The organism is Agrobacterium sp. ST15.13.015 (genome assembly GCF_027871645.1).
Taxonomy (GTDB): domain Bacteria; phylum Pseudomonadota; class Alphaproteobacteria; order Rhizobiales; family Rhizobiaceae; genus Agrobacterium; species Agrobacterium leguminum.
Map to the genome: position 1 here is coordinate 16779 of NZ_JAQAHF010000020.1, position 23604 is coordinate 40382.

Below are 23604 nucleotides of genomic sequence, written 5' to 3' on the forward strand. Positions count from 1 at the left end.
ATCGGCAAGACGCTTTCTCGCCACTTCATTCTCAAACATAGAGATGGGCGGGACCTCGCCGCAGGTCGATCTCCCCCCTTGAGGGGGAGATGCCCGGCAGGGCAGAGGGGGGTAATTCTTGTTCAGTTTCCAATGAGAAAACCGCCCCCCAACAAAGGGAGCGGCACCCACCTCGCTAATCAGCTACCCTTGCCGCCGCACTTGCCACTGGCCACATTGAAGTTGCCGCAGGACATCGGCTTCCTCCAATCCGAGATCAGATCCTTCGAGTCCGGCAGATAATCCGACCACTCGTCACCCACGACCTGCGGCGTCTGCTGCACGATTTCGAACTGGCCATCGGCCTGGATTTCGCCGATCAGCACCGGCTTGGTGATGTGGTGGTTCGGCATGACGGTGGAGTAACCGCCCGAAAGGTTCGGCACGGAAACGCCGATAATCGAGTCGAGAACCTTGTCCGTATCCGTCGTGCCGGCGGATTCGACGGCCTTTACCCAGGCGTTGAAGCCGATATAGGCGGCTTCCATCGGGTCGTTGGTCACGCGCTTGTCGTTCTTGGTAAAGGCATGCCAGGTCTTGATGAATTCGGCATTGACCGGCGCATCGACGGACTGGAAGTAGTTCCAGGCGGCAAGGTGGCCGACCAGCGGTGCGGTATCGAGACCGGCCAATTCTTCTTCGCCCACGGAGAAGGCAACGACGGGAATGTCTTCAGCCTTGATGCCCTGGTTCGCCAGTTCCTTGTAGAAGGGCACGTTGGCGTCACCATTGATGGTGGAGACAACGGCGGTCTTCTTGCCGGCCGAGCCGAATTTCTTGATGTCGGACACGATCGTCTGCCAGTCGGAATGACCGAACGGCGTGTAGTTGATCATGATGTCCTCTTCCTTGACGCCCTTCGACATCAGGTAGGCCTTCAGGATCTTGTTGGTGGTCTGCGGATAGACATAGTCCGTGCCGGCCAGAACCCAGCGCTCGACGCCTTCTGTATTGGCAAGGTAGTCTACGGCCGGAATGGCCTGCTGGTTGGGTGCTGCACCCGTATAGAAGATGTTGCGCGAGGATTCTTCACCCTCGTACTGAACCGGATAGAACAGGATCGAGTTCAGCTCTTCAAAGACCGGCAGAACCGACTTGCGCGAGGAAGACGTCCAGCAGCCGAAAACGGCGGCGACCTTGTCCTGCGAAATCAGCTGACGAGCTTTTTCGGCGAACAGTGGCCAGTCGGAGGCCGGATCGACCACCACGGCTTCAAGTTTCTTGCCGAGCACGCCGCCCTTCTTGTTCTGCTCGTCGATGAGCATCAGCATGGCGTCCTTCAGCGTGGTCTCTGAAATGGCCATGGTGCCGGACAGCGAATGCAGCACGCCGACCTTGATGGTGTCGTCAGCGGCAAAAGCGCCATGGAAGGCGGTGGTGGACAGGATCGCGCCAAGCAGCGCGGCACTAAGCGTCTTGCGGAATATCATCGGAAGAACCCCTCTCCTTGTTTGGCCTCTCGTGGAGGCTCAGCGGCATCTGCGGCCGCTGCTGGGAGGGACTATCGATCTCGTGAGAGCGAAACCGTATACGTCAATTGACGTAGGCGGGGTGGCGAAAGATGCACGAGGGGTTGAAGAGAGCTAAACCGCCAGGGCGCTCCTATGTGAAGCAGGAGGCTCCAACCTGTTTCTTCTCCCCGAGGGGAAGGCCCGCGGCAGCGGGATGAGGGGGCGAGCGCCGCGATATACGGAGGGGTTGCCCCTCATCCGACCCTTCGAGCCACCTTCTCCCCGGCGGGGAGAAGAAATGCACGGCACGGTCTCACATTAGGAATGCGGCTTGTCGTTCCGCTCTTCGTCGCGGATCGCCTCGTCGTGGTACCACGAGCCGAAATCCACATGCGGCTCGCGCGCCTCGCGCTCGAGGTCACTCAGCCCGCTGTTGCGGAATTTGGACACGCCCGCGCGCCCGCCAATCGGGAATTGATAGATCGTTGCCGTCTCACGATGAAAGCCAGTCGCCATTTCGGTCATCTCACTCTGTTTGCATCGAAGCACTTTGGTATCAGGAGCAAACCCGCAAAGGCCAGATTCGCTCCGTTTGATTAAAAAAAAATCACCTTGCGAAAAATATAGGCATTATTCGTCTCATCTACAAGAAAAACCATTCCGAAAGCGCCGGTTTTTGGGGCAAATGCCAATCCCTCGCGCGCAACCGAAATCATTGCACCGCAGCAGGGCATTCCTCCGGGAGACGCCGGCTATCTATCAGGATTCAATGATGAAACATGAGGGGTGAATTTGCCTTCCGCAGTGCAACAGAACCATCCGCGCGTGATTTCCAGGCTCCTGGGCGACAGGGCCCCTGAAAGATTTTTCGAAAAAATCGCCCGATATCGCCAATCTGGCACGCGGCATGCATCTAAGGGGTCAGCCCTTGAACGCGAATGCGCTTCGGTGGCCAAAGCCACGGGAGGCCTCAAGGCTTCGCATTGTTACCTATGAGAGGTTCGTAATGACTAAGTTCAAACTCGAGTACATCTGGCTGGACGGATACAAGCCGGTCCCCAACCTGCGCGGCAAGACCCAGATCAAGGAATTCGACGAATTCCCCACACTCGAGCAGCTGCCGCTTTGGGGCTTTGATGGCTCGTCCACGCAGCAGGCCGAAGGCCACTCGTCGGATTGCGTGCTGAAGCCCGTCGCGATCTATCCCGACCCGGCCCGCTCCAACGGTGCGCTCGTCATGTGCGAAGTCATGATGCCCGATGGCGTCACCCCGCATCCGTCGAACAGCCGCGCAACCATCCTCGACGACGAAGATGCATGGTTCGGTTTCGAGCAGGAATACTTCTTCTACCAGGACGGCCGCCCGCTCGGCTTCCCGGAACAGGGTTACCCGGCTCCGCAGGGTCCTTATTACACCGGCGTCGGCTTCAAGAATGTCGGTTCGGTTGCCCGCGAAATCGTTGAAGAGCACCTCGATCTCTGCCTCGAAGCCGGCATCAACCACGAAGGCATCAATGCCGAAGTGGCCAAGGGCCAGTGGGAATTCCAGGTATTCGGCAAGGGCTCCAAGCGCGCCGCCGACCAGATCTGGATCGCCCGTTACCTGCTGCTGCGCCTTTGCGAACAGTACGGCATCGACGTCGAATTCCATTGCAAGCCGCTCGGCGACACCGACTGGAACGGTTCGGGCATGCATTGCAACTTCTCCACCAAGTTCATGCGCGAAGTTGGCGGCAAGGAATATTTCGAAGCCCTCATGGCCGCTTTTGCCAAGAACTGGAAAGAGCACATCGACGTTTACGGCCCGGACAACCACCTGCGTCTGACCGGCAAGCACGAAACCGCTCCGTGGAACAAGTTCTCCTACGGCGTTGCCGACCGTGGCGCGTCGATCCGCGTTCCGCATTCCTTCGTCAACAACGGTTACAAGGGTTACCTCGAAGACCGTCGTCCGAACTCTCAAGGCTGCCCTTACCAGATCGCTTCCATCGTTCTGAAGACGATCGCAGAAGTGCCGCTCGCAAAGTCGGCTGCTGCCTGATATCGAACTGATGGCGTCGCCCAAACCGGGCGACGCCATTTTTCTGTCCACCGAACAGCCGGGCCGGACGGGCGACCTTTCGCTCTCTTCCCCACGCGGCATATTCTTCCTTCGCGAACTCCAAGTTTCGGCACGTCAAGCAAGAAGGTGAGCGATGGGCATTCTCCAGAAATTCTCTCTCGAAAACCGCACCGCCGTCATCACCGGCAGCGGCCGCGGCCTTGGCTTCGAAATCGCCAGCGCCTTCGCCGAAGCGGGCGCTCATGTGTGGCTGACCGGCCGCAATACCGAAACGCTGGAACAGGCGGTCGAAACGTTGCGCAAGGCCGGCGGCAAAGCCGATTACGCCGCTTTCGATATCGCCGATACCGCAGCTGGCAGCGCCCTTGTTCGCCATATCATGGACGAGTTCGGCCACCTCGATATCCTCGTCAACAATGTCGGCGCGCGCGACCGCCGCCCGCTTGCTGAATTCAGCGACGAGGACGTGCTGGAACTGATCCGCACCGATCTCACTTCCTCCATCTCGCTATCGCGCGATGCGGCGGAGGCCATGAACGCCAATGGTTACGGCCGTATCATCACCATCACCTCGATTCTCGGCCATATCGTCCGGCCGGGGGATGCCATCTATCCCGTCGCCAAACAGGGGCTGACCGGCCTGATGCGGGCGATTGCCGTGGAATATGGCGCACGCGGCATTACCAGCAACGCCATCGCACCCGGCATGTTCGCCACCGAAACCAATGCCGCCCTTGCCGAAAATCCTGAGATGGTGGCCTTCGCCAAACTGCGGGTGCCGCTGGAGCGCTGGGGCCGGCCGGATGAGATTGCCGGCGCGGCGCTGTTTCTGGCGAGCGACGCGGCCTCCTTCGTCAACGGCCATGTGCTGACGGTGGATGGCGGCATGTCGGTGCGGCTGTGAGAGGCCCGTTGCGGAAAGGCGCTCAATAGGTATGGCGGCACGGCAACGCATCATCCCCGTCAGGCGCGAATATAACCGCTGGGTCGCCAACCAGACGCTGGAAGATTATGCGCTGCGTTTTACCGCCAAAAGCGCCCGGCAATTTTCCTCCAACCGCATTTCCCACACCGCCATCGGCGCGATTTCCTTTCTGGCGCTGGAAGCCATCGGTGGCGCGATCACGCTCTCCTACGGCACCACCAACGCCTTTTACGCCATTCTCGTCGCCGCCATCGCCATGCTGGCCGTCGGCCTGCCGATCAGCCGTTACGCCATCCGCCACGGCGTCGATATCGATCTGCTGACACGCGGCGCAAGCTTCGGTTACATCGGCTCCACCATAACCTCGCTGATCTACGCCGCCTTCACTTTCATGCTCTTCGCCATCGAGGCGTCGATCATGTCAGGCGCGCTGGAACTGGCGCTCGGCATACCCTTGTGGATCGGCTACATCATCTCGGCCGTCATGGTCATTCCGCTCGTCACCCATGGCGTGCGGCTCATCAGCCGTTTCCAGATCATCACCCAGCCCTTCTGGATCGTGCTGAATATTCTGCCCTTCGTCTTCATTGCCCTGATGGACTGGGAAAAATACGATCTGTGGCGGGCCTTTGCCGGCATACACCACGCCTCGGGGCCGCCCGGCACGGTGGCAGATTTCAATCTGGTGGAATTCGGCGCGGCCTCCGCCGTCATCCTGGCGCTGATGTCGCAGATCGGCGAACAGGTGGACTTCCTGCGCTTCCTGCCGGCCGAGGGGCAAAGCCGCCTGCGTCACCGCATTGCGGTTTTCCTGGCGGGCTCGGGCTGGGTCGTCGTCGGCGTGCCGAAGCTGCTCGCCGGTTCCTTCCTCGTGGTGCTCACCTTCAGTTCCGGCGTCTCGGTGGATCGCGCCGCCGATCCGGCGCAAATGTATCTCACCGCCTTCGGTTACATGATCCCCAACGAGACGGCGGCCATGCTGCTGATGGTCGCCTTCGTGGTCGTCTCGCAGCTGAAGATCAACGTCATGAACGCCTATGCGGGTTCGCTCGCCTGGTCGAACTTCTTCTCGCGGCTCACCCACAGCCACCCCGGCCGCGTCGTCTGGCTGGTCTTCAACGTGGCGATCGCGCTGCTTCTAATGGAACTCGGCATTTACCGGCTGCTGGAAGAAACGCTCGGCATCTTTTCCATCATCGCCATGGCGTGGCTCTGCACCATTTCCGCCGATCTCTTCATCAACAAGCCGCTCGGCCTTGCTCCGCCCGGCATCGAATTCAAGCGCGCCCATCTCTACGACATCAATCCCGTCGGTGTCGGCTCCATGGCGCTTTCAGCCACCATTGCGCTGATGGCGCATTTCGGGGCCTTCGGACCGCTCGCCGCATCGCTCGCGCCCTATCTGACACTGATCGTCGCTTTCATCGCCTCGCCGCTGATTGCCTGGGGCACGAAGGGCAAATTTTATCTCGCCCGCAAACCGCGCCAGAAATGGCGTGAGGAAAGCAGCATCACCTGCTCGATCTGCGAGCACCCTTTCGAGCCGGAAGACATGGCCTGGTGCCCGGCCTATGCCGCACCGATCTGTTCGCTCTGCTGCTCGCTGGACAGCCGCTGCCATGACATGTGCAAGCCGAAGGCGAAGCTGAACTATCAGGTCGCCACCGTCGCGAAATCATTCCTGCCGGATCAGCTGGTGGCCAAACTCGCCACCCGGCTCGGACGCTACGGCATGGCCGCGGCGATTGCCGTCACCGCCATTGGCGGCATATTGGCGATGATCGCCCATCAGGTCGGCACCGCCTCGCCGGAAACGGCCGATGTGGTGAACCGCACCATCCTCATCGTGTTTTTCGTCTTCGCCGTCATTGCCGGCATCGTCTGCTGGTTCCTCGTGCTTGCCCATGACAGCCGGGTGGTGGCGGAAGAAGAATCCTCGCGCCAGAACACATTGCTGCTGAAGGAAATCGCCGCCCACAAGAAGACCGATGCCGCCCTTCAGGACGCCAAGGAAACGGCTGAGGCCGCCAACCGCGCCAAGAGCCGTTACGTGGTGGGCCTCAGCCATGAACTCCGCACCCCGCTCAACGCCGTCCTGGGTTATGCCCAGATTCTCGAGCGCGACGACACCATCCCCCCGCCCCGGCAATCGGCAATCAAGGTCATCCGCCGCTCGGCCGATCACCTGTCCGGCCTGATCGACGGGCTTCTCGATATTTCCAAGATCGAGGCGGGGCGCCTGCAGGTCTATTCCAACGAGATCAATATTCAGGATTTCCTCGACCAGATCGTCGATATGTTCCGCCCGCAGGCGCAGGCCAAGGGGCTGGAGTTCCGCCACGACCGGTCGCGGGCCCTGCCGCAATATGTCCGCACCGACGAAAAGCGGCTGCGCCAGATCCTCGTCAACCTCATCTCCAACGCCATCAAATTCACCGATGAGGGCGCCGTCACCTTCGATGTCGGTTATCGCAGCCAGGTGGCGAGTTTCACCGTTTCCGATACCGGCCGCGGCATTGCCGAAAAAGACCTCGCCCGCATCTACGAGCCCTTCCAGCGGGGCGAGGCAGACAGCGTGCGCCCCATGCCGGGCCTCGGCCTCGGCCTGACCATCACAAGGCTCCTCACCAATACGCTTGGCGGCGAAATTTCCGTTTCCAGCACAAAGGATGAGGGTTCCACCTTCCGCGTGCGCCTCATGCTCTCTGCCGTGCACCGGCCAAGCACGGCGCCGGCGGCGGAAAAGACCATCCGCTCCTATTCCGGGCCGCGCCGCACCATCGTCGTGGTCGATGACAATGAGGATCATCGCGAGCTGATGCGGCAGGTGCTGGTGCCGCTCGATTTCGTGGTGCTGACCGCCCAGAGCGGGCCGGAATGCCTGACGCTCATCGAAGGCGTGAAGCCCGATCTCTTCCTCATCGATATTTCCATGCCCGGCATGACCGGCTGGCAGCTTGTGACGAAACTGCGTGAAGCCGGGCAGACCGCCCCGCTCATCATGCTCTCGGCCAATATCGGCGACGGAACCGTGGCGGGCGCGGGCGAGGACAACCACAATGACGCCATCGCCAAGCCCGTCGATATCCGTCATCTCTGCGACAGGCTTGCCGTGCATCTCGGCCTGAAATGGATCTACGAGGCGGATATGCCGCCCCCGCCATCGCCGCCGCCCGTAGCGCAGATCGTCCATCCCGGCGCAATTCACATTCAGGATTTGCAGCGGCTCGGCGAAATAGGCTACATACGCGGCATCGAGGCGAAACTCGCCGATCTTGCCCGCAATACGGAAAACCTGCCCTTCACGCAGGAGCTCGGCACCTATGTGCAGGCCTTCGATCTGGCCGGTTACGCGCATTTTCTCAAACGGTTTGCGGATAGTGACACGGGAGACGGCAAGGCATGAGCGGTCAGGCGGCGGCAGCCCCGAGAGACATCGTATTGCTGGTGGATGACAGCCCGGAAGCACTCGGGTTCCTCACCGATGCGCTGGAACAATCAGGCTTTTCCGCCCTCATCGCCACCTCCGGCCAGGCCGCGCTCAACATCGCCGAACGCATCACGCCCGATATCATCCTGCTCGACGCCGTCATGCCGGCCATGGACGGTTTCGAGACCTGCCGCCGCCTGAAGGCCAATGCGGCGGTGGCGCAGGTGCCCGTCATCTTCATGACCGGGCTGACGGAGACCGAACATGTGGTGCGGGCGCTCGAATCCGGCGGCGTCGATTATCTGACCAAGCCGATCAACATCGACGAGCTGCGCGCCCGCATCCGCGTGCACCTTTCCAATGCCCGCTCGGCGCAAAGCGCCCGCGTCGCGCTCGATGCCGCCGGCCGCCACCTGCTTGCCGTGCGCGCCAATGGCGCCATCCACTGGTCAACGCCGCAGGCGACGCGGCTCGTCAACGCCGCCACGGGCCGCGACGACGGCATGGAAATCGTCACCAGCCATATCGGCCGCTGGCTCGCAGAACGGGCGGCGGCGGAAACCGGCCGCGACGTGCCTTTGACGATCACCGAGGCCGGGCGGCCCGCCCTGCAACTGTCCTTCCTCGGCGCCATGGGGCCGGATGAATTCCTTTTCCGCCTCACCGCCGCCAATGAGAAATCCGGCGACCACCTGCTGCGCGAGCATTTTTCCCTCACTGCCCGGGAATCGGAAGTGCTGCTGTGGATCGCGAAGGGCAAATCCAATCGCGATATCGGCGATATCCTCGGCCTTTCCGCGAGAACCGTGAACAAGCATCTGGAGCAGATCTATGTGAAGCTCGGGGTGGAAAACCGGGCATCGGCGGCCGTGAAGGCGGCGCATATATTGCATCAGGGGTGACGATTGCCGTTAATATGCTAAGGTTCGTCCAGCATATATTGTCCGCTTGAGTACACACCACCCGCTTATTGGCCGGGCGGTTGCGGCTTGTTTCTTCTCCCCGAGTGGGAGAAGTCCGCGGCAGCGGGATGAGGGGGCAAGCTCTCCGAAATCCGGCAACGTTGCCCCCTTATCCGACCCTCCGGGCCACCTTCTCCCCCTTCGGGGAGAAGAAACAAGTGGCAACCCCCCACCCAAAAATCACCGCTCGAACCACCTGAACCCTGTCACACGATAGAAATCCAATGGACCGTTTCATCATCCTTTCCGGCTGCTCCGGCGGCGGAAAATCGACGCTTCTTGCCGAGCTTGCCCGGCGCGGTTTCGCCACCGTGGAAGAGCCAGGCCGCCGCATCGTCATCGAAGAAACCCGCAATGGCGGCGCGGCCCTGCCGTGGATCGACATCGAAGCCTTTGCCCGCCGCGCCATCGCCATGGCGCTCGAAGACCGGCAAAAGGCCCCGCCGGAAGGCCCGGTCTTCTTCGATCGCGGCCTGATCGACGCCGCCTCGGCGCTTCGTCATATAAATGGCGATGCCTTCATCGAGACGCTGGGGGTTGCACACCGCTATAACCGTCTGGTCTTCCTCACCCCGCCATGGCCGGAAATCTACAGGGGCGACAGCGAGCGCAAGCATGGCTTCGATGCGGCGGTCGCGGAATATGAGCGTTTGCTCCGCGACTATGACGAGCTTGGTTACGATATTTCCGTGCTTCCGAAATCCGGCATAGGGGAACGCGCGGACTTTATTCTGACGCGGATCGACTGAGGCGCTCTGGCAAGAGAATGAGCTTCAGCGGTTTTCGAGCAGTTGCGAGACGGTGACAAACTCAAACCCGCGTCGAGACCGCAAACAAAAAGCCCGGCATCGCTGCCGGGCTTCGATAGGGTGTCGCAGAAGGGCTTAGCTGCCCTGCTGGATGTAGGTGAACTTGCCGTCCGGACCCTTCTTCCATTCGTACATGACGTAGCCGGGAAGCTTCGGGTCGCCCTTCTCGTCGAAGGAGATGTCGCCGAGCGCGGTCGGGAAGGTGCCGGACTTCAGGGCCTCGGCAACCTTTTCCGGCTCCACGGAACCGGCGGCCTTCGCCGCACCGGCAATCGCCTGCATCGCGGCATAGGAGTAGAGCGTGTAGGCTTCCGGGTTGAAGCCGGCGGCCTTGAACTTCTCTACCAGTTCCTTGTTTTCCGGGCGCAGCGTCGGATCGGGGCCGAAGGTGTTGAGCGTGCCTTCGACGGCGTCGCCGGCGATGGAAGCAAGTTCGTTCGAGACGATACCGTCGCCCGAAACGAGCTTGGCCTTCAGGCCCTGGTCAGCCGCCTGGCGGATGATGAGGCCGGCTTCGGTGTGCAGGCCGCCCCAGTAAATGATGGAAACGCCGGCTTCCTTCATCTTGGAGATCAGCGCGGAGAAGTCCTTGTCGCCGACGTTGACGCCTTCATACATGACTTCCGTCACGCCGGCCGCATTGGCAGCCTTCTTGGTTTCATCGGCAAGGCCCTGACCGTAAGGCGTCTTGTCGTGAATGATGGCGACCTTGGCGTCCTTGAAATGATCGGCCAGGTACTTGCCGGCAATGCCGCCCTGCTGGTCGTCACGGCCGCAGGTACGGAACGTGTTCCACAGGCCGCGCTCGGTAAAGACCGGGTTGGTTGCGGCGGGTGTGATTTCGAGAATGCCGTTTTCGGCGTAAACTTCAGAAGCCGGAATGGAAACGCCGGAGTTGAAGTGACCGACAACGAATTTCACGCCGTCAGCGACGAACTTGTTGGCAACCGAAATACCCTGCTTGGGGTCGGATACGTCGTCGCCCAGCACGATCTTGATCTGCTCGCCATTGATACCGCCGGCGGCATTGATGTCTTTCGCGGCCTGTTCGGCACCCTTCTGGATCTGAGCGCCGAAAGCAGCGTTCGGGCCGGTCAGCGGTGCGCCGACAGCGATCACGACATCGGCCCAGGCCGAACCGCCAAACGCGACCATGGCGGTCAGCGCAACAGCGGAAAGAAGAGACTTCTTCATTACTTTACTCCCAGTTCCTTTGGATGGGTTGATTGCAAGGACCTGTTCAGTACCCACCTTCACTGAACAGGAAACTGTTCCACTCTGACGAGCATTGTGCAGCCGGAAAAATCCGCCTGTCAATCTTTCTTCTTGTAGGAAAATGCCGATGTCCGGTCGTAAAGCCAATAGTAGTTATTGACCATCTGGCTTGTCCGGCGCGTGCGGAAACCGACGCTGGAAAAAACCAGAAGAAGAACGACGTCAAACACGTAATAGAAGCCGTTGATGAACGGCCCGTTGAACAGCGCGTGATGCAGAAACCGCATCACCACACCCAGAGCGAGCGTATAGATAACCACCCGCGTATAACCGCCCCAGCCATCGGCCACGGACTTGCCCGTGCGCCATGCCGTCCAGAAACCCAGAAGAACAACCAGCGCGCGCAGAACATACCGCACGCCGTTATCCGTTTCGAAAAAAAGGCCCTGCATCTCTTTCCCCATCAGTGCCGGGCAGAAACGCCCTGACCCTGCCTTGTCTGTCGTCCCGTCGTTTTCCCGCCGGGCATTTTATTGTTTGCACCCCGCCATGGATCCTTAAGGTTTTGCCGAAAGGACGACAGGCCGCCGTTTGCAGTCTTGCGCCGCAAAATTTCCGGCGCAAGTAAAATCTTTCAGTGTCGTCCGCCTTCGAGATAGGCGGCGCGCACCTGCGGATCGGCGAGCAGTTCCCTGCCCGAACCGCTCATCGTCACCTTGCCGTTGACCATCACATAAGCGCGGTCGGAAAGCTTGAGCGCGGCAAAGGCGTTCTGCTCCACGAGGAACACGGTCAGCCCCTCTTCCTGGTTGAGTTTCTTGATTGCCTCGAAAATGCCCTTGACGATCAAGGGTGCGAGACCGAGCGACGGCTCGTCCAGCAGCAGGAGCTTCGGCCGTGCCATCAGCGCGCGGCCGATGGATAGCATCTGCTGCTCACCGCCGGAAAGCGTGCCGCCCCGCTGGCTCTGGCGCTCCTTCAGGCGCGGGAACATCACGAAGATCTTCTCGACGTCTTCCTTGAAATATTTCAGGTTATCGAGATTGGCGCCCATCTGCAGGTTTTCCAGCACCGTCATGCGCGGGAAAATCCGGCGGCCTTCGGGCGACTGGGCAATGCGTTTGCGGGCGATCAGATGGGTCGGCAGCTGGGTAATATCCTCGCCGTCGAAGATCACCTGGCCGGCGCGCGCCTGCGGGCTGCCGCAGATGGTCATCATCAGCGTTGACTTGCCGGCGCCGTTGGCGCCGATCAGGCTGACGATCTCACCCTTTTTGACCTCGACATCGACACCGGCCAGAGCACGGATATTGCCATAATAGGTTTCGACACCCTGGACTTTCAGAAGCGGTTCACCGGACATCAGGCCGCTCCTCCGTCGAGTTCTTCCGCAATCACGTCTTCCACTTCATCATCCTCGACACCCAGATAGGCGGCGATGACCTTCGGGTCGTTCTTCACATGGTCCGGCGTGCCGTCGGAAATCTTCTGGCCATATTCCAGAACCACCACATGGTCGGAAATCTGCATCACCACGGACATGTCGTGCTCGATGAGGAGCAGCGACGTGCCCTCGTCGCGAATGCCGCGCAGGAGCGCGTTGAGCGCCAGCGATTCCTTCGGGTTAAGGCCGGCGGCCGGCTCGTCGAGGCACAGAAGCTCCGGCCCCGTGCACATGGCGCGGGCGATTTCCAGACGGCGCTGCGCACCATAGGGAAGGTCGCCGGCCGGATCGTCGGCGCGGTCGATCAGATCGGCCTTTTCAAGCCAGTATTTGGCCTTTTCGATAGAGGCATCCACCGCCCGGCGGTAAGCGGGCAGGCCGAGAAGACCGAGGATCGTGTAACCCGAGGCCTTCATCAGCGCATTGTGCTGCGCCACCAGCAGGTTTTCCAGAACCGTCAGCCCCGAAAACAGGCGGATGTTCTGGAAGGTGCGCGCCACCTTGGCCTTCTTGGTGATTTCGAAATCCGGCAGGCGCTCGAGAAGATGCGCCTCGCCGCTTTGCTGGCGCATGGTGATCATGCCCATGGTCGGCTTGTAGAAGCCGGTGATGCAGTTGAAGACCGTGGTCTTGCCCGCACCGTTGGGGCCGATCAGCGCCGTGATCTCGCCGCGCTTCGCCTCGAAGGAGAAGTCGTTGATGGCCATCAGGCCGCCGAAGCGCATCGAGAGATGTTCGACCTTGAGGATCGTATCGCCAGTCGTATTGGGTGTCATTGTTGCCGTTCCGGAAGCCATCAACCGTGACCTTCCTTGGTAAAGCTGCCGGAGACGGCCTTGCGTTCCTTTAGGAAGGCCGTGGGTTCGCGCGAGCCGACGAAGCCGCGCGGCTTGAACAGCATGACGATGACCATGGCAAGGCCGAAGAGCAGCATACGGTAAAGTTCAGGCGTGAAGTCGGGCCCGAAGACATGCTTCAGGAACTCCATTTCACGCAGAAGCTCGGTGCCGCCGACCATGACCAGCGCCGCAATGGCGATACCCGTCAGCGAGCCCATGCCGCCGAGAACGACGATGGCGAGAATGACGGCGGATTCGAGGAACACGAAGCTTTCCGGCGACACGAAACCCTGACGCGCGGCGAAGAAGGAGCCGGCAAAACCGCCGAACATCGCGCCCGTCGCAAAGGCGGTGAGCTTGGTGATGACGGTATCGATGCCGAGCGAACGGCAGGCGATCTCGTCCTCGCGCAGCGCTTCCCAGGCACGGCCGATCGGCATGCGGCGCAGGCGGATGGTCACATAGGCCGTCAGCATGCAAAGCAGCAGGATCACGTAGAACAGGAAGATCTTGTAATAGGCCGACGACATCGACAGGCCGAAGGCCTTGGCGAAATTATTCGACGCGCCGACATCGAAGGACCAGATGCCGAAGACGGACGCCTTGGCGATGCCCGAAATACCGAAGGTGCCCTTGGTCACATCCGTCCAGTTCAAAAGCACGAGGCGGATGATTTCACCGAAGGCGAGCGTCACGATTGCCAGATAGTCGCCGCGAAGACGAAGAACCGGGAAACCGAGGATGATGCCCCAGAAGCCCGCGAGAATGCCGGCGACCGGCAGGAGCACCCAGAAGGACAGGCCGAAATGGCTGGAGAGCAGCGCATAGGAATAGGCGCCGACCGCATAAAAGGCCACGTAACCGAGATCGAGCAGGCCGGCCAGCCCGACGACGATGTTGAGGCCCCAGGCCAGCATCACATAGATCAGGATCTGGATGCCGAAATTGTCGACGAATTTCAGCGAACCCTGAAAGCCGAACAATTGCACGGCGATAACGGGATAAAGCAGCAGCAGGACCAGCGCCAGCTTCAGGAAGTGTTTGTGGAAAAAGCCCTTCTCTTCGGAAATCTCCAGCACGCCGCTCTTGGCCTTGGCCAGCTTGCGACGGTCCAGCGACGGCTTGATGAAGCCGACGACGAGAAAGCGGCCGACAGCGGCAATGCCGACGAAGACCGCCAGAAGCCCCCAGCGGGTGCCCCAGATCAGCTGGTTGTTGATATCCTGATAGGTGACGATGCCCACATAAAGAATGAACATGCCGAACGAGATGAGGCCCGCAATCAGGCCCTCCTTCACAGCCGCCGCCATCAGGCTCGGGCTGGAAGCAGCGTTGTCGGAAGCGATATTGGTCATGGGATCACACCTTCTCGACTTCCGGACGACCGAGAATGCCGGTCGGCTTGAAGATCAGCACGAAAGCCAGGATGCCGAATGCCGCGACATCCTTGTAGGCGATGGAGAAATAGGCCGACCACAGCGATTCGATGAGGCCGATCAGCAGACCGCCGAGAACAGCGCCCGGAAGCGAGCCGATGCCGCCGAGAACGGCCGCCGTAAACGCCTTGACGCCGGGAATGAAGCCATCGCTGAAGGAGGCAACGCCGTAATACATGAGATACATGGTGCCCGCGACAGCGGCGAGCGCCGCACCCATGATGAAGGTGATGGAGATCGTCTTGTCGACATCGACGCCAAGCAGTGCGGCCATCTTGCGATCCTGTTCGGTGGCGCGCTGCGCCCGGCCGAGCGGGGTCTTGTTGACGATATACCAGAAGGCGAAGAGCAGCACCGAGGTAACGACCATGATGATGAGCTGCTTCAGCGACACGGTAATGGCGCCGAAATGATAGCTTTCCGTCACCATCGACGGGATCGGCTTGTTGCGCGGACCCTGCGTCACCTGGATGAAGTTGGACAGCGCGATCGACATGCCGATGGCCGTGATCAGCGGTGCAAGACGGAAGGAGCCTCTGAGCGGGCGATAGGCGACGCGTTCGATCACCCAGTTCCACAGGCCGGTCATCAGCATGGCGACGACCATCATCAGAAGCAGAAGAAGCGCCACCGGAATGCCGGCGACAAAGGATGTCACGATCAGGAAAACGATCAGCGCGGCGAAGCCGCCGAGCATGAAAATATCGCCGTGGGCGAAGTTGATCATGCCGATGATGCCGTAAACCATCGTATAGCCGATAGCGATGAGGCCGTAGATCGATCCAAGAGTCAGCCCGTTGATGAGCTGCTGGATAAAATACTCCATGTCTTTCCCCCGGGCACGACCTCGAATGGGCCACGCCTCGTTATGTTAATTATAGGGGCGCCCTTGCAGGCAGACCCCCACCCTCAAAATGCATATCGTGTTCGTTAAAAATGTGAAGTCAAAAACGGGCTATCCTGCACAAAATTTGGAATTTCCACACCAGCTGCCGCTTTCCCGGTCAAAAGAGCCATGATTTTGGCAGGAAGTGCTGAAAAAATGACGGCCGGATGCTTATTTCAGCATTGTCCGACGCCATTATTTGACGGGCAGCGGGCAAAGGAGTAGCGAAGATCGGAACGGCGATATCCCGCAGACGGGATCAATTGGCAAAGAGATGATCGACATATTGACGAAAGCGGCGCTGGACGCCGGGCAGGCCATCATGGCGGTCCACCGTGCCGGCCCGCATGTGTCGTATAAGGACGACTGCTCGCCGGTGACCGAGGCCGATCAGCGCGCCGAGGCGATCATTCTTGCGGCGCTGGCCGCCCATTTTCCCGACATCCCCGTGGTTGCCGAAGAGGCGGTATCGAGCGGCATCCTGCCGGAAACCGGTGCGGAATTCTTCCTCGTCGACCCGCTGGATGGCACCAAGGAATTCATTTCGGGCAAGGACGATTTCACCGTCAACATCGCGCTCATCCGCAACGGCGTTCCGGTGGCCGGCGTGGTTTACGCCCCCTGCCGCGGACAGGCTTGGACGGGCGAGGACAATGCCGCCGAAAAGCTCGCCATTTCCGGCGAAGGCGCCATCCTGTCGCGCCACCCCATCCGCGCGCGCCAGCGCGGCGCTTCCCCCGTGGCGCTGATCAGCCGCTCGCATTGCACGGCGAAAACGGAAGCCTTCGTGGCCGAACACGGCCTGAAGGACTGCATTTCCGTCGGCTCCTCGCTGAAATTCTGCATGCTGGCCGAGGGCGCCGCCGACATCTACCCCCGCTTCAGCCGCACCATGATGTGGGACACGGCCGCCGGCGACGCCGTGCTGCGCGCTGCCGGCGGCAGGACGCTCGATTGCGAGGGCAGGCCGCTTGCATATGCGGTGAGAGGTGACGGCGAGGATGCGCTGGCCAATCCGGATTTCATTGCCGAAGGGGCGATGGCGGTGGAACGCGCGGGGTAACGCCGCTTTCCGTCTTCTGCGGCTACTGCAACGGGTGGATCGGATTTCTGCCTTGGTGAGCTTCGGCGTATGCCGCCTCACCCCCCTCTGCCCTGCCGGGCATCTCCCCCTCAAGGGGGGAGATCGGCAGGAGGCGCTACCACCGCTTCATTCGCAAACGTCGTGATAGGCGAGACCTATCCACGAGTCGATCTCCCCCCTTGAGGGGGAGATGCCCGGCAGGGCAGAGGGGGGTGAAGCGGCATACGCCAAGCCCCCCAAAAAATAATCCATCCCCGCTCATCCCCACCCCACGCCCCCGCCCCACAATGCCCCGCAACGAAACACCGCAGCGCGGAAGGCACATCATGACGGAACAGACGGCGAGACTTCGGCTTCCCTATATCCTCCCCTCGCAGGCACAGAAACACGTCACCCATAACGAAGCCCTGCAAAGGCTGGACGCAATTGTGCAACTGGTCATCAAGGCCGTCATCACCACACCGCCCGATAATGCAGCGGAAGGGGATTGTTTCCTCCTCTCCGCCGATGCTGCGGGCGACTGGGCCGGCAAGGGCGGCAGGCTCGCCTTCCGGCAGGATGGCGCCTGGCTCTCGATCACGCCGCAGCCGGGCTGGACGGCGTGGTTTGCGGACGAGAGCAGATATCGCATCCTGCGCGACGGCAACTGGCGCGACATGCCGCTGCCGGCCGCGGGTCGGCTGGAAAGGCTGGGCATCGGCACCGAGGCCGACGCCACCAATCGGCTGGCGCTCACCTCCCCCGCCAGCCTCTTCACCCACACCGAAGAAGGCGGCAGCCACCGCATGACGATCAACAAGGCGGGCAAGGGCGATACCGCCTCGTTGCTGTTCCAGTCCGGCTGGAGCGGCCGGGCGGAAATGGGACTTGCCGGCACTGACGGGTTTTCGATCAAGACCAGCAAGGATGGCGCCTCATGGCACACCGCACTTCTGTGCAGCGGCGATGGCCGGGTCTCGATGCCGAACCGCCCGCTCACTGTTGCCGGCCTGCCGGCGGGCACGACGAAACCCGCCAATGGCGCGGCGGCAGGTTTTTCCGTGCTCTCCATCGCCGAGGGCGGCTTTGCGCTCGGCGATGCGGTGAGCGGCGGCGGGCGTGAACTCGTGGTGCCGGCAAAGGGCCCTTATCTGGCGGCCCTGATGCTCGCCGTGGTCTCCTCTTCCGGCCACCGGGTAACGCTTTTCATCAATGGCGCGGCGGCCAGCTTCGGCATCGCCGGCGATGCATCGACATCAGGCACATCGCAGTCGGCAACCTCCATCCTTTCCCTCGATGCCGGCGACCGCCTGCGGCTGCAGCATGAGGGAACGGCGGAATTTACCCAGGGCAGCGGGAAAACGTGCCTTTCGCTTGCGGCACTCTGACGGAAACAACCGGTGAGAGAGAAAAATTGCGATTTTTGGAAAAATTTTTTCCCGGCAAAATAAGGCGACTCGAACAAATCAGGCGAAACCGTTCAAATTCTTAATAAATTGTCACGAGCTGCTTAGGCAATTTTTAAAGGTACCGGGATAGAGTTCCCGTCATATGGTCTTGAGTTTGTATAGAGTGTCCAATGACCGAAATGATACGCCCACGAGTTAAATATGTCATCGGCCCCGATGGCAGCCCTCTGACGATCGCGGATCTTCCGCCTGCCAATACCCGTCGCTGGGTCATTCGCAGAAAGGCGGAGGTGGTTGCAGCGGTACGCGGTGGACTGTTGAGCCTCGAGGAAGCCTGCGAGCGTTATACGCTCACCGTCGAAGAATTCCTGTCCTGGCAGTCCTCGATTGCCGATCATGGCCTTGCCGGCCTGCGCACCACGCGCATTCAGCAATATCGCCACTAAAACAGTGCGCCGGCGCGATAACGCGCCCAGACCGAGTTTACAGAACGCCCCGCCGGATTATCGACGGGGTTTTCGGTTTGATTTCGGATTTCCCCCTGAGAACTGCCCCACAAAGCCGGCGATTGTCGCCGGTTTGTGTCCGCTGCGTTCGCTATCCCGCTGTTTCAATTCGGATGCAAGCCGGTACAGTGGCGACAACCAACAGCAATGCGGAAAGCGCTCATCATGGACATCAAGACAACCGAAACCGGATCGCACGGCGAATATTCGGCGACCATCGACGGCCACAAGGCGGAGATGACCTATTCGCGCACCTCCCCTTCCCTCATCATCATCGACCATACCGGCGTGCCCGATGCGCTGCGCGGTAAAGGCGTCGGCCAAGCGCTTGCCGCCCACGCGATCGATGAAGCCCGCAAGGGCGGCTGGAAAATCATTCCGCTCTGCCCGTTCTTCAAGGCCCAGACATTGCGCCATGCCGAATGGGCGGATGTTATTCAGGGGTAAGGGCGATTTATCCTCTGTCTGAGGGCAGAATAATCGCAAGCGTCGCGGCGTATTTCTTCTCCCCGCCGGGGAGAAGGTGGCCCGAAGGGTCGGATGAGGGGGCGACGTTGGCGATAAATCGAGAACTTGCCCCCTCATCCCGCTGCCGCGACCTTCTCCCCGACGGGGAGAAGAAACAAGCGGCTTACGCTTAATCCCTCACAACCGTTCCAAATATCGCGGTATTCACACAAAAGAGCGTCGATCCGCCGCGTCACGCCACCTTCAACGGCGGCGTCCCGGCATGCATGCTTCGGCGGACTTCTTCACGGAATTCAAGCGTATCCTTTGCGCCGTGCACGGCCACGGCGTGTTGCACGGCCGCTTCCATAAGCTCCTCCGGAGAATCGGCGGAGATGGCGACGGTGCATCTGCTGTCACTGGGGAATTCGCGGCAATCGATATATTGGCGGGCCATTTTTTCCTCCCTGCAAGTGCCGCCCGCACCCGCACGGGGCGCGTGCGCGTAAAAGCCTCCGGCTCACGGTCGGAACCCCCGTAAAATACGCCTTTCCCCACCTCCGGACAATCGAAATCAGGCCTGACCGTCCCGGCGGGAAACACCGGCGACGCGGCAAAACAAAAGGCCGCCCTTAAGGAGCGGCCTTTCGAAAAAATGCATGGCGTCCCGTCATTGAAAGCCGCCTCCTGATCCACCGGCAGCCGTCAATGAGGACGATCTTCGTAATTTCCTGCGCCTATAGGGTCAGGCGCGGGCGCGGATGGCTCCGTCGCGGTTTTCCAGTGCGGCGGCCTTTTCATATTCGGCCTGCACTTCCTCCAGCGAAGCTTCGGCCGCTTCCTGCTGGGCCTTCAGCTCACGGATCGAGACCTGAAGATTATCCGCCCGCTGGCGCGCGGCCTTGGCGAAGGTCGGATAGGCGAAATGCGTCGGATCGGTAATGCCCGACTTGCTTTCTTCCAGAGATATCTGATGCACCAGTTCCTTTGCCATCCGCTCGAACTCGGACATCATCTGCTGCAGCTGGCTAAGCTGCCGGCGTTTTTCATTGACCTGAAATTCCTTCAGGCGAACCAGGCTGTCACGCGACTTCATACGCAATACTCCATGGATAGCGAGACCCGGATCAAAAAGGCACTATGCCACCCTGATCGGCCCGTTTAACCCGCCCGTTTTTCCGCAAGGGTTGCCCCCTGTCCCGGAATGATTCCCAAAAGTTACCCGACGTTAATAAAAAACCGCCGTCGTTAACCTTTCGTTTACGGGCATCGTTAATGATAACGACGATCATTTAAGGGTCGGTAAATGCCAGGTCCAAAAAAATGGACCCGACGATGTAAGAGTCGATTGAATCACTTAACGGGATTTCCTCACGTTAAGCTTCAATTTTGGCGATGGTGGATTCACGTGCAAAAACAGCGAAATGCCTACTTTGCTTAATAAATTCGATACACCTTGCCAAAGGCAATTAGAATTTGTTAACCATTTGGTGGCAGCCTGCAAATCAGGCAACGTCTGGATCCGCATCGCGCGAGGCAATGATTTACCGGTTCGCGGGCGGCAAAGGGGATAATTATGCGGGTTCTACTTATTGAAGACGACAGCGCGACAGCGCAGAGCATTGAACTGATGCTCAAGTCGGAGAGCTTTAACGTCTACACGACCGACCTCGGTGAGGAAGGCGTGGACCTCGGCAAGCTCTATGATTACGACATTATTCTTCTCGACCTCAACCTGCCCGACATGTCGGGTTACGAGGTTCTGAGAACGCTTCGCCTCTCCAAGGTCAAGACGCCGATCCTCATCCTGTCCGGCATGGCCGGCATCGAGGACAAGGTTCGCGGCCTGGGCTTCGGCGCAGACGATTACATGACCAAGCCGTTCCACAAGGACGAGCTTGTTGCCCGCATTCACGCTATCGTCCGCCGTTCCAAGGGCCATGCACAGTCGGTCATCGCCACCGGCGAGCTGATCGTCAATCTCGATGCCAAGACGGTTGAAGTGGGTGGCCAGCGCGTTCACCTGACCGGCAAGGAATATCAGATGCTCGAGCTGCTTTCGCTGCGCAAGGGCACGACGCTGACCAAGGAAATGTTCCTGAACCACCTCTATGGCGGCATGGACGAGCCGGAACTGAAGATCATCGACGTCTTCATCTGCAAGCTGCGCAAGAAGCTCGCAAACGCCGCCGGCGGCGCAAACTACATCGAAACCGTCTGGGGCCGCGGCTATGTTCTGCGCGAGCCGGATGGCGCGACGGAATTCCTCGAAACCGCCTGATCCATTCCGGAACAGGACAGTTTTTAAAAGACCCGCTGGAAACGGCGGGTTTTTTGTTGCGATTTGAAGATTTATTCTCCCTCATTTCTGTGCTTGTCACAGGAATGAGGGAAGAAAACCTGGCTACGCACCGCCAAGGGACAACGGCAGATGAACCACCCTATCCCCACCCTCAGGACCGAACGCCTGACGCTGCGCCCGCTGATGATCCCAGACTTTCCCGCCTATCGGGACTTCATGGCGTCGCCACGCTCCATCGGTGTCGGCGGTCCTTACGACCTGCCCTCGACATGGGGCGTGTTCTGCCACGATCAGGCCAACTGGTACTTTTTCGGCCATGGCGCACTGATGATCGAGCTTGGCGAAACGGGACAATGCGTCGGCCAGGTCGGCATCAATCACGGCCCGCTGTTTCCGGAAAAGGAACTGGGCTGGCTGCTTTACGAAGGCCATGAAGGGCGCGGTTATGCGGCGGAAGCCGCCTCGGCGCTGCGCGACTGGGCCTTCAAGACCCTGAACCTGCCCACGCTTGTCAGCTACGTCTCGCCGCAGAACCGCAGATCCGCGGCCGTCGCCGAACGAATCGGCGGCCGTCTCGACCCGGCGGCACCCCGTTCCGATCCCGAAGACCTCGTTTATCGGCACCATCCGGCCGCGAGGCTTCCGGAAAACCCGACCTAGCGCATCTCCGCTTTCAGAAAACCGAGGATTGCCTGCGCGATCTGCGCATGGATGGCCGCGCGGTCCCTGCCGCCGCCATCCCGGCAGACGAAACCTTCGCCCGGTGAAAGCTCCTCCACGATCTTTTCGCCGTTCGGCCTGCAAATCTGCATGAAGCTGAAATGGCTGGCATCCGGTATCTCCCGATAAACGGTCGTCGCCTTTGGCAGATGCCCGGCGATATAGTCGGAATCGGCCTTGATGGCGGCGATCTCCGGTGTTTCCACACCCGCGGCCAGAATGAGAACCGGCACGCCGACGGCTTGCAGCGTCTCCGGCAGGAAACCGGCGGCCGGCCCGAGATCCAGCGCGATGACGGCGCGGATGCGGGTATCCTTCAAATCCATCGAAAGCCGCGGATCGGCCCTGCCGTCACCGACTACCCCGACTTTGGCGAGCAGCCGCGGAGCCTTGCATTGCGGCGGACGTTTTTCTCCTTTGCAGTCCTTCAGGGCAAGATCGGCGCTGTATCGCGCGCCAACCAGCTCCATTGCGGTCCAGCCGCCAAGGGAATGGCCGATTACGGCGATGCGCGTCGCGTCGATCCTGCCGGCGAATCGGTCATTTCCGAGCAATGCGGTCAGCGTTCTGCTGATGTCGCGCGGCCGTTCCCACAATGGAACGATCTCGGTCGCATTTTCTTCGGTGAACGATTCGCCGCCGTGATCCGGGGCGGCCACGACATAACCTTCCCGAACAAGCTCACCGGCAATCCAGTTCAGATTGCGCCAGCTTCCGCCGAAACCGTGCGACAGCAATATGAGAGGACGTGAACCGTCAGGAAGGGAAGCGCCCGGTTGAACCTCAAGGCCGTAAAAGGCGGCATTTTCGCCGACGATCTCGCTTTTGCTCGACGGCGCGGCCGGGTACCACAATGAAACGGCTAGCGTTCTCGAACCGGCCTCATCCGGCAATTCGATCTGTTTAAAACCGATGCCGCTTTCCGCCGCTGAGGACTGGACAGTGGAAAAAATGACGATGACCGCCGCAAGAAGATAGCGCATGGGATGCTCCGGAGTTGATATGGACCAACTCCTGGTTCAATCCGCCGCCCGCCGAGACCTCGAACAGGTTTCAGGTCGTCCTGAAACGCGATTGGAGACAGCAACACCGTGTGCTTGAGAAAGCCGCGTTGAGAAATGCTCTAGATATCCGCGATCCGCTCGAAAAGCCGAACGGGACTGTCGCGGAACGTCGTATCGCGAAATGGCCGGAAACCGAATCGGGCGGCTATGGCCAGCGACGGGCTGTTGAGCGGATTGATCATGCAGACGGTCCGCTGGGAAATCCCGCGACCATCGAACCATCGCAGCGCCGCCTCCACCGCCTCTGTCGCGACACCCTTGCCCACCAGCGCCCCGTCGATTTTCCACATCGCCTCGGGCACGCCGTCGAAATCCTCACCGTTGCCACGGCGCATATGGGCAAAGCCCACCTCGCCCACGATGCGCCCCGTGGCAAGCTCTTCCACCACGAAAGGGCCGAAGCCGAAAGCGGACCAATGGCCCAGAAAACGCAAAAGCCGGGCGAAGGTGAGTTCCGGGTCCAGCGGCGCAATCGATACGACCCCTTCGATCTGCGGAACATCCGCGCCCCAGAAGGCGCGATAGAGCGCTTCATCCGCGATGGCATGCGGCCGCAGGACAAGGCGAGCGGTTGTCAGACGTGTCATGAACATGC

The 23604-nt window shown here is 60.4% G+C and carries 23 protein-coding genes; 11 read left to right on the forward strand and 12 right to left on the reverse strand.

Features of this window, described 5'->3' with window-relative positions:
- Positions 1-179: 179 nt before the first annotated feature.
- Positions 180-1469: an urea ABC transporter substrate-binding protein gene (gene urtA / locus PIB16_RS23375; protein ID WP_035219970.1), complete on the reverse strand. Its 1290-nt coding sequence runs from the start codon at positions 1467-1469 to the stop codon at positions 180-182.
- A 339-nt stretch (positions 1470-1808) separates the two neighbouring features.
- Positions 1809-2015, reverse strand: coding sequence for a DUF2735 domain-containing protein (locus PIB16_RS23380; RefSeq protein WP_065656767.1), 207 nt, complete (start codon positions 2013-2015; stop codon positions 1809-1811).
- 481 nt (positions 2016-2496) lie between these two features.
- On the opposite strand from PIB16_RS23380, the gene PIB16_RS23385 reads away from it, so the two are divergent.
- From PIB16_RS23385 to PIB16_RS23405, 5 genes are all read left to right on the forward strand, one after another.
- Positions 2497-3531: a glutamine synthetase beta-grasp domain-containing protein gene (locus tag PIB16_RS23385; protein ID WP_271046424.1), complete on the forward strand. Its 1035-nt coding sequence runs from the start codon at positions 2497-2499 to the stop codon at positions 3529-3531.
- 154 nt (positions 3532-3685) lie between these two features.
- Positions 3686-4456: an SDR family oxidoreductase gene (locus PIB16_RS23390; protein WP_271046425.1), complete on the forward strand. Its 771-nt coding sequence runs from the start codon at positions 3686-3688 to the stop codon at positions 4454-4456.
- A gap of 31 nt (positions 4457-4487) precedes the next feature.
- Positions 4488-7883, forward strand: a complete 3396-nt coding sequence (locus PIB16_RS23395; RefSeq protein ID WP_271046426.1) for a hybrid sensor histidine kinase/response regulator — start codon at positions 4488-4490, stop codon at positions 7881-7883.
- On the forward strand, positions 7880-8809 hold the full coding sequence (locus PIB16_RS23400; protein ID WP_065656763.1) for a response regulator: 930 nt from the start codon (positions 7880-7882) through the stop codon (positions 8807-8809). The genes PIB16_RS23395 and PIB16_RS23400 overlap by 4 nt, the downstream gene beginning before the upstream one ends.
- 284 nt (positions 8810-9093) lie before the next feature.
- Positions 9094-9618 carry an AAA family ATPase gene (locus tag PIB16_RS23405; protein WP_271046427.1) on the forward strand — a complete coding sequence of 175 codons (525 nt, stop codon included), beginning with the start codon at positions 9094-9096 and terminating at the stop codon, positions 9616-9618.
- A 135-nt stretch (positions 9619-9753) separates the two neighbouring features.
- Here the strand turns inward: PIB16_RS23405 and PIB16_RS23410 are convergent, their stop codons facing one another.
- The 6 genes from PIB16_RS23410 to PIB16_RS23435 all read right to left on the reverse strand — a co-directional run bounded on the left by PIB16_RS23410 (position 9754) and on the right by PIB16_RS23435 (position 15438).
- Positions 9754-10872: a branched-chain amino acid ABC transporter substrate-binding protein gene (locus PIB16_RS23410; RefSeq protein ID WP_004430064.1), complete on the reverse strand. Its 1119-nt coding sequence runs from the start codon at positions 10870-10872 to the stop codon at positions 9754-9756.
- A 119-nt stretch (positions 10873-10991) separates the two neighbouring features.
- Complete coding sequence (locus PIB16_RS23415) at positions 10992-11345, reverse strand: DUF6867 family protein (RefSeq protein WP_003522917.1); 354 nt, start codon at positions 11343-11345, stop codon at positions 10992-10994.
- A 182-nt stretch (positions 11346-11527) separates the two neighbouring features.
- Positions 11528-12256, reverse strand: a complete 729-nt coding sequence (locus PIB16_RS23420; RefSeq protein WP_125145471.1) for an ABC transporter ATP-binding protein — start codon at positions 12254-12256, stop codon at positions 11528-11530.
- Positions 12256-13134 (reverse strand): ABC transporter ATP-binding protein, encoded by an 879-nt coding sequence (locus PIB16_RS23425; RefSeq protein ID WP_003522919.1) that lies wholly within the window; start codon positions 13132-13134, stop codon positions 12256-12258. The genes PIB16_RS23420 and PIB16_RS23425 overlap by 1 nt, the downstream gene beginning before the upstream one ends.
- On the reverse strand, positions 13134-14486 hold the full coding sequence (livM, locus tag PIB16_RS23430; RefSeq protein ID WP_371259707.1) for a high-affinity branched-chain amino acid ABC transporter permease LivM: 1353 nt from the start codon (positions 14484-14486) through the stop codon (positions 13134-13136). Before livM ends, PIB16_RS23425 begins: the two co-directional genes overlap by 1 nt.
- Before the next feature lie 49 nt (positions 14487-14535).
- On the reverse strand, positions 14536-15438 hold the full coding sequence (locus PIB16_RS23435) for a branched-chain amino acid ABC transporter permease (RefSeq protein ID WP_004430050.1): 903 nt from the start codon (positions 15436-15438) through the stop codon (positions 14536-14538).
- Between the two features lie 334 nt (positions 15439-15772).
- Here PIB16_RS23435 and cysQ point away from each other — a divergent pair, with 334 nt between their 5' ends.
- From cysQ to PIB16_RS23455, 4 genes are all read left to right on the forward strand, one after another.
- Complete coding sequence (gene cysQ / locus PIB16_RS23440; RefSeq protein WP_080856717.1) at positions 15773-16561, forward strand: 3'(2'),5'-bisphosphate nucleotidase CysQ; 789 nt, start codon at positions 15773-15775, stop codon at positions 16559-16561.
- Between the two features lie 347 nt (positions 16562-16908).
- Entirely contained in the window at positions 16909-17949 is a 1041-nt protein-coding gene (locus PIB16_RS23445; protein WP_271046428.1) for a DUF2793 domain-containing protein, read from the forward strand.
- 191 nt (positions 17950-18140) lie between these two features.
- Positions 18141-18416 (forward strand): CtrA inhibitor SciP, encoded by a 276-nt coding sequence (gene sciP, locus PIB16_RS23450; protein ID WP_003491799.1) that lies wholly within the window; start codon positions 18141-18143, stop codon positions 18414-18416.
- A gap of 225 nt (positions 18417-18641) precedes the next feature.
- On the forward strand, positions 18642-18923 hold the full coding sequence (locus tag PIB16_RS23455) for a GNAT family N-acetyltransferase (protein ID WP_003522924.1): 282 nt from the start codon (positions 18642-18644) through the stop codon (positions 18921-18923).
- Positions 18924-19176: 253 nt separating this feature from the next.
- Here PIB16_RS23455 and PIB16_RS23460 read toward each other — a convergent pair whose 3' ends face one another.
- The gene (locus PIB16_RS23460; RefSeq protein WP_003522925.1) at positions 19177-19380 is read right to left on the reverse strand and encodes a DUF1059 domain-containing protein; all 204 of its coding nucleotides are present in this window, start codon (positions 19378-19380) and stop codon (positions 19177-19179) included.
- A gap of 288 nt (positions 19381-19668) precedes the next feature.
- Entirely contained in the window at positions 19669-20019 is a 351-nt protein-coding gene (locus PIB16_RS23465; protein WP_080824430.1) for a flagellar export protein FliJ, read from the reverse strand.
- Positions 20020-20499: 480 nt separating this feature from the next.
- Here PIB16_RS23465 and ctrA point away from each other — a divergent pair, with 480 nt between their 5' ends.
- Entirely contained in the window at positions 20500-21204 is a 705-nt protein-coding gene (gene ctrA / locus PIB16_RS23470) for a response regulator transcription factor CtrA (RefSeq protein WP_003522926.1), read from the forward strand.
- Between the two features lie 150 nt (positions 21205-21354).
- Complete coding sequence (locus PIB16_RS23475) at positions 21355-21885, forward strand: GNAT family N-acetyltransferase (RefSeq protein ID WP_271046429.1); 531 nt, start codon at positions 21355-21357, stop codon at positions 21883-21885.
- Here PIB16_RS23475 and PIB16_RS23480 read toward each other — a convergent pair.
- Positions 21882-22928: an alpha/beta hydrolase family protein gene (locus tag PIB16_RS23480; protein ID WP_271046430.1), complete on the reverse strand. Its 1047-nt coding sequence runs from the start codon at positions 22926-22928 to the stop codon at positions 21882-21884. The two genes, PIB16_RS23475 and PIB16_RS23480, sit on opposite strands and share 4 nt — an antisense overlap.
- A gap of 140 nt (positions 22929-23068) precedes the next feature.
- On the reverse strand, positions 23069-23596 hold the full coding sequence (locus PIB16_RS23485; protein ID WP_065655532.1) for a GNAT family N-acetyltransferase: 528 nt from the start codon (positions 23594-23596) through the stop codon (positions 23069-23071).
- Positions 23597-23604 lie beyond the last annotated feature (8 nt).